The sequence below is a fragment of the Blautia glucerasea genome, from assembly GCF_020537505.1.
Taxonomy (GTDB): Bacteria; Bacillota; Clostridia; order Lachnospirales; family Lachnospiraceae; genus Blautia_A.
This window is the reverse complement of the sequence record NZ_JAJBMO010000002.1, coordinates 322660-328690: the sequence shown is the minus strand read 5'-3', so window position 1 is coordinate 328690 and position 6031 is coordinate 322660. Positions and strand designations below refer to the sequence as shown.

Genomic DNA, 6031 nt, shown 5'->3' with positions numbered 1-6031 from the left:
AGGGCTAAGATATTTGTTGAGTTTGTGGCGATGATACTGCGCTGTAAGATGTATACGAAGCTGAAAGAGGAGATGAAAAAACTGGAAAAGAAGCCGAATTATATGACAGTTCCGGCAGCGTTGAAGGAACTTGAAAAGATAGAAATGGTGCGTCAACTGGATAATGTATACAGGCTGGATCATGCAGTAACAGCTAATCAGAAAACAATATTAAATGCGTTTGGTCTGGATGCGAATCACATAAAATACTATGCATCCGAGTTGAGTAAAGAATTAAAAAAGGCGGAGTAGAGAGGAGAAAAAGATGGCAAGAACAAGAAGAACGAGCAGGGAAGCCCTGGATGAAAAGATTGAAAAAGCGGAAGCGGATGTGATCGCAGCGAAGAAAAGATATGACCATGCAACTGCAGTTTTGAAAGAGCTATTGGACAAGCGGGATGCGATAAGGAAAGATGAAATTCTGTCAGCAATCGTAAAGAGTGGACGGTCTTATGAGGAGATAATGAACTTCCTGAATGTGGAAGAAACAAAGGAATAGATGGGGAATGCACTATAGCCGCGGCTGTGGTGCGAGGTTTAGGCGGAAAATTTCTGGAAGTTCACATTTATTGTAACTGTAATTGCTTAAAGCAGTTACGCTACCTAAAATATGTACTGATTTTATCACGGTTCTTTTCGGAAGGCAACCCATCATTGTCAAATTTTGTCAAAATGGATGACGAAAAAAATCGTTTATCTCTGAGGTTTTTTGTGCTATACTTATACAACGTATAGGTTTTACAGAAATTTTACTGGAGGAAAAAATGGAAAATCGCGAACGATATAAGAGACTGATCATGTTTTCGGCGTCTGCGGTGATTGTTGCTATTGAGACATTGCTTTTTGCCTACATCTGGTATAGGTTCTATGCGCATAAGAATGTGATCGGCAGACGGTTCGACAGAGGTAATCAGGTAGTAATCGGCCTGTATGTGCTGATGATGTATTTCTTCTATAAGATTTACGGTGGATTTAAGGTTGGTTACCTACGTGTGTTTGAGGTGATCTATTCCCAGATCCTTTCGGTGGTCTGCGTGAACTTTATTACGTATCTGCAGCTGTGCCTGATCGGACGCTGGCGCCTGGGAGAGCATTTGTCCCCTATGCTTGCCATGACTGGAATCGATCTTGTGATCGTAGTGGTATGGGTTGTGGGTATGCGTTTTGTGTATACCAGACTGTATCCGCCCAGACAGATGCTGATGATCTACGGTGGCCGTAATCCTGGGGATCTAAGGAATAAGCTGGAGACCAGGGAGGATAAATATGCGATCAAAGAGATGGCACCTCTTTCCCTTGGCCTTGACGCACTGAAAGAGAAGATTGACGGATATAGAGCTGTAGTGATCGGGGACATTCCTTCCCACGAGCGGAATGTACTGCTGAAATATTGTTTTGAAAGGGATATCCGGTGCTATTCCGTTCCGAAGCTTTCTGATATCATGCTTCGAAATGCAGACGATATCCATCTGTTTGATACCACATTGCTGCTGTCACGTAACCTGCGCCTCACAGCAGAGCAGCTGTTTTTCAAAAGAGTGGTAGATATTGTATTTTCACTGTTGGGACTGGTGATCGCATCGCCATTTATGCTGCTGATCGCGCTTGCCATTAAGCTTTATGACGGCGGTCCTGTGTTTTACAAGCAGCCCCGTCTTACCAGGGATAAGAGAATTTTTATGATCCTGAAATTTCGGAGCATGAAGATGGATTCCGAGGTAAAGGGCGCACAGCTTGCCAGGAAAGAGGATGACAGGATCACACCTGTGGGCAGGATCATCCGCCGGATCCATTTTGACGAGCTGCCACAGATTTTTAATATTTTAAAAGGTGATATGTCTTTGGTTGGTCCAAGACCTGAGAGACCGGAGATCGCAGCGCTTTATAGCGAGCGCATTTCTGAATTTGATTACCGCCTGAAGGTGAAGGCCGGACTTACCGGTTACGCCCAGGTTTATGGTAAATACAACACGACACCTTATGACAAGCTGAAGCTGGATCTCACTTATATTGAGACCTATTCTTTGAGACTGGACATCAAGCTTCTTATGCTTACCTTCAAGATCCTTTTCCAGAAGGAGAATACAGAAGGCATTGAGGCATGGCAGAGGACGGCTGGCCAGGAGAAAAACGAGGAGAAGAACGAGGAGAATATCTGAGACGAGGAGGAAATTTTATGTGTGGAATTGTTGGTTATGTAGGAGATGAGCAGGCGGCACCGATTTTGCTGATGGGCCTTTCCAAGCTGGAGTACAGAGGTTACGATTCAGCTGGTATCGCAGTCCGGAATGAGGAGACAGAGAAGATCGCCATTGTGAAAGCCAAGGGCCGTCTGAAGACACTTATTGAGAAAACAGACGGTGGTTCCGCAGTACCAGGTACCTGTGGTATCGGCCACACCCGCTGGGCCACTCACGGAGAGCCTTCTGAGACCAATGCCCATCCTCACTGCACAGATGACAAGTCTGTGGTACTTGTCCACAACGGAATTATTGAGAACTACCAGGAGCTGAAGACCAAGCTTCTTCGCTCTGGTTATACATTCTATTCTCAGACGGATACAGAAGTTGCTGTAAAGCTGGTGGATTATTATTACAAGAAAACCGGCACTCCCCTGGAGGCTATTTCCAGAGCCATGCTCCGTATCCGCGGTTCTTATGCTTTTGGCGTTATTTTTAAGGACTATCCGGGCAAATTATTTGCAGCCCGTAAGGACAGCCCGCTGATCATTGGAAAAAGTGAGACAGGAAGCCTGATCGCATCTGATGTTCCGGCAATCCTGGATCAGACCAGAAAGGTTTGCTACATCGGCAACCTTGAGATCGCGGAGCTCTCCCGTGATGAGGTTCATTTCTACAATATTGACCGTGAAGAAATCGAAAAAGATGTTGTAGAGATCCAGTGGGATGCAGCAGCTGCTGAGAAAGGCGGCTATGAGCACTTCATGCTCAAGGAGATTCATGAGCAGCCTAAGGCTGTTCAGGATACCATTGGAGCTTATGTAAAAGACGGTCACATTGATCTTTCCGAGACCGGACTTACTGATGAGAAGCTGGCGTCCCTGAAACGTATTTATATCATTGCCTGTGGTTCTGCTTACCATGTAGGCATGGTTGGAAAATATGTGATCGAGTCTATGGCGAAGATTCCCGTTGAGGTGGATGTGGCTTCTGAGTTCCGCTACCGTGACCCGATCCTTGTGGAGGATTCCATGGTGGTGATCATTTCCCAGTCCGGTGAGACTGCAGACAGCCTGGCGGCTCTTCGTCTTGCCAGGGAGAGAAATGTGCCGGTACTTAGCGTTGTGAATGTAGTTGGCTCCAGTATTGCAAGAGAGAGCGACTATACCCTATATACTTATGCAGGCCCGGAAATTTCCGTTGCTACTACCAAGGCTTACAGCACCCAGCTGATCGCCATGTATCTGCTGGCCATCCAGAGCGCCTTTGTTCAGGGAAGACTGGAAGAGAGCCGCGCAGAGAGCCTTCTTAAAGAGATGGAGACACTGCCGGATAAGATCAGCCGTGTCCTGGATGATAAGGAGCGTATCCAGTGGTTCGCAAGCAAGTATGCAAATGCCCATGATATTTTCTTCATCGGACGTGGTATCGATTATGCCATCAGCATGGAGGGAAGCCTGAAGATGAAGGAGATCAGTTATATTCATTCTGAGGCTTACGCTGCAGGCGAGCTGAAGCATGGAACCATCAGTCTGGTGGAGAATGGCACTCTGGTGATCGGTGTGATGACACAGAAGGAGCTTTTTGAGAAGACGCTCAGCAATATGGTTGAGGTAAAGAGCCGTGGCGCTTACCTTATGGGACTGACCAGCTATGGCAATTACAGCATTGAGGATACGGCTGATTTCTCAGTATATGTTCCGAAGACAGAGAAATATTTTACTACCAGCCTTGCCATTGTGCCGCTGCAGCTTATGGGCTATTATGTCAGCGTTGCCAAAGGTCTGGATGTGGATAAGCCGAGAAACCTGGCAAAGTCTGTTACAGTAGAATGATGTTATAAAATTAATTCATCTTACAGATATAAGAATGGAAAAATGACAATATTGTTATAAATATGAGAATGGCGCGGAGAAGTGGATTCTTCGCGCTGTTTCTTTAAAAGATTATTGCAGGTATGATTTTGGCATCAGAGGATGTGTTATCCCGTTTCTTGAAGCTGTTTGTTGTATTGATTTATTTAGAGTAAATGAAATTGGAAAAGGATATGGAGAAGAAGAGGTATAGGATCATAGGCACTGCCGGGCATATTGATCACGGCAAGACCTGTCTGGTGAAGGCACTGACAGGTAAGGATACAGACCGTCTGGCAGAGGAAAAAAAGCGGGGAATTACAATTGAAAATGGGTTCGCTTTTCTGAACCTCCCAGATGGTACCAGGGCTGGGATTATTGATGTGCCCGGGCATGAAAGGTTTATAAAGAATATGCTGGCAGGGGCTGGCGGAATTGACATTGCCATGCTGGTGACCGCGGCGGATGCGGGCGTTATGCCCCAGACACGGGAACATCTAGAAATCCTTTCCCTTCTTGGAATCTGTACTGGTATTGTGGTGATTACGAAAGCAGATCTGGAGTGGAAAGCGGGACTTCGGGAGGAAATCCAGAAGCTTGTCCGGGGGACGTTTCTGGAAAATGCAGACGTGGTGGCAGCCAGTGCTGTGGATGGACGGGGGATTGAAGAACTTCGGGAAAAGCTGTGGAAGCTGTGTGTGAATGCGGATGGCGAGGACACATTGAGCCTTGTCAAAAGAGAAAGTGGATTGGTTGATGAAGGAAAAGTAGTAAAGTATCGTCTGCCAATAGATCGTGTATTTTCATTAAAGGGATTTGGCACCATTATCACCGGTACGCTGCTTGACGGTATTCTGGAATTGGATTCTGACGCCATGCTATATCCCCGTGGCGGAAAAGTAAAAATCCGCAGCATTCAGGTTCATGGTGAGGAAACCACAAGAGCCTTTCCCGGGCAGCGGGTCGCTGTAAATCTTCCTGGAATTGGAAAGGATGAGATTTCCAGAGGGGAGATCCTGGCAGCTGCCGGGAGTATGGAGAGTACTATGATGGCAGATGTGCGGCTGCGCCTGCTGAGGTCCGCACATCGTTCTATAAAAAACGGTACCCGGGTACATCTTTATCACGGGGCAGCAGAGCTTGTGTGTAAAGTGATTTTATTTGATCGGGAAATATTGAAGCCAGGAGAAGAGGCTGTGGTTCAGCTTCGGATGGAACAGACCACAGCAATGAAGACGGGGGACCATTTTGTCATAAGATTTTATTCGCCGGTGGAGACCATCGGCGGCGGTGTTGTGTTGAATCCAAATGCTGTGAAGCGGCGTAGAAGACAGGAAAATCAGGAAGATAGTTTCTGTCCTATAGGAAAGAAAAAAACCATCTGTTCCAAGGCAGCAGAACAGGCAGCAAAAGAAATCCCTGTCAATACAACATTCCTTCGTTTACAGGAATTATACCTGAAATCTGGTTTTACCCCGCCATTGACCGATGAAGTAAAAAGCGTCTTTTCCAAGGAAAAGGATTTTTCCGGAATCTTCTTTGCAATGGTGCGGGGAGGCCAGCTGGTACGCTTTGACGAAAAGCACTATATGCACAGCGAAATCCGTGAGAAAGCATTGGATATGGTACGGTTAATATATGAAGAAAAAGGGGTGATCCAGACCGGTGAATTTCGTGACCGGCTGGGGATATCGAGAAAATGTGCCATTACGTTGCTGGAAGGCTTCGACAAGGAACGGATTACGGTTATGGAAAATGGGACGAGAGTGTTGGGAAAAGCCAGGTAGTCAGCTGCCTGGTGTGAGAGTCCTGCGAAAGAAAGACAAAATGTATATATTTTGGCGGGAACATATGGGAATCGAACCCATCCGGGACGTGATTAGCGCCCCACACTGGTTTTGAAGACCAGGAGGCACACCGGCACCTATCTGCTCCCAGTGAGAGTATAGCGGAGATTGG

4 protein-coding genes, 1 tRNA gene and 1 pseudogene are annotated in these 6031 nt (G+C 46.5%); 5 read left to right on the top strand and 1 reads right to left on the bottom strand.

The window, feature by feature from the left end:
• The 5 genes and pseudogenes from LIQ05_RS03075 to selB form a co-directional block, all read left to right on the top strand.
• A pseudogene (locus LIQ05_RS03075) lies at positions 1-291 on the top strand (transposase); the annotation flags it as partial.
• 13 nt (positions 292-304) lie between these two features.
• On the top strand, positions 305-538 hold the full coding sequence (locus LIQ05_RS03070) for a hypothetical protein (protein WP_226818503.1): 234 nt from the start codon (positions 305-307) through the stop codon (positions 536-538).
• A 265-nt stretch (positions 539-803) separates the two neighbouring features.
• Positions 804-2198: a sugar transferase gene (locus LIQ05_RS03065; protein WP_226818501.1), complete on the top strand. Its 1395-nt coding sequence runs from the start codon at positions 804-806 to the stop codon at positions 2196-2198.
• Between the two features lie 17 nt (positions 2199-2215).
• Complete coding sequence (gene glmS / locus LIQ05_RS03060; RefSeq protein WP_226818499.1) at positions 2216-4054, top strand: glutamine--fructose-6-phosphate transaminase (isomerizing); 1839 nt, start codon at positions 2216-2218, stop codon at positions 4052-4054.
• Between the two features lie 212 nt (positions 4055-4266).
• Positions 4267-5859 (top strand): selenocysteine-specific translation elongation factor, encoded by a 1593-nt coding sequence (selB, locus tag LIQ05_RS03055; RefSeq protein WP_226818498.1) that lies wholly within the window; start codon positions 4267-4269, stop codon positions 5857-5859.
• Between the two features lie 52 nt (positions 5860-5911).
• Here the strand turns inward: selB and LIQ05_RS03050 are convergent.
• Positions 5912-6008 (bottom strand) — tRNA-Sec (locus tag LIQ05_RS03050).
• Positions 6009-6031: the final 23 nt, after the last annotated feature.

Bases quoted from the DNA above. Each gene is read 5' to 3' on its own strand.
- LIQ05_RS03070 (WP_226818503.1), top strand. From the start codon at position 305: ATGGCAAGAACAAGAAGAACGAGCAGGGAAGCCCTGGATGAAAAGATT.
- glmS (WP_226818499.1), top strand. From the start codon at position 2,216: ATGTGTGGAATTGTTGGTTATGTAGGAGATGAGCAGGCGGCACCGATT.
- LIQ05_RS03065 (WP_226818501.1), top strand. From the start codon at position 804: ATGGAAAATCGCGAACGATATAAGAGACTGATCATGTTTTCGGCGTCT.
- selB (WP_226818498.1), top strand. From the start codon at position 4,267: ATGGAGAAGAAGAGGTATAGGATCATAGGCACTGCCGGGCATATTGAT.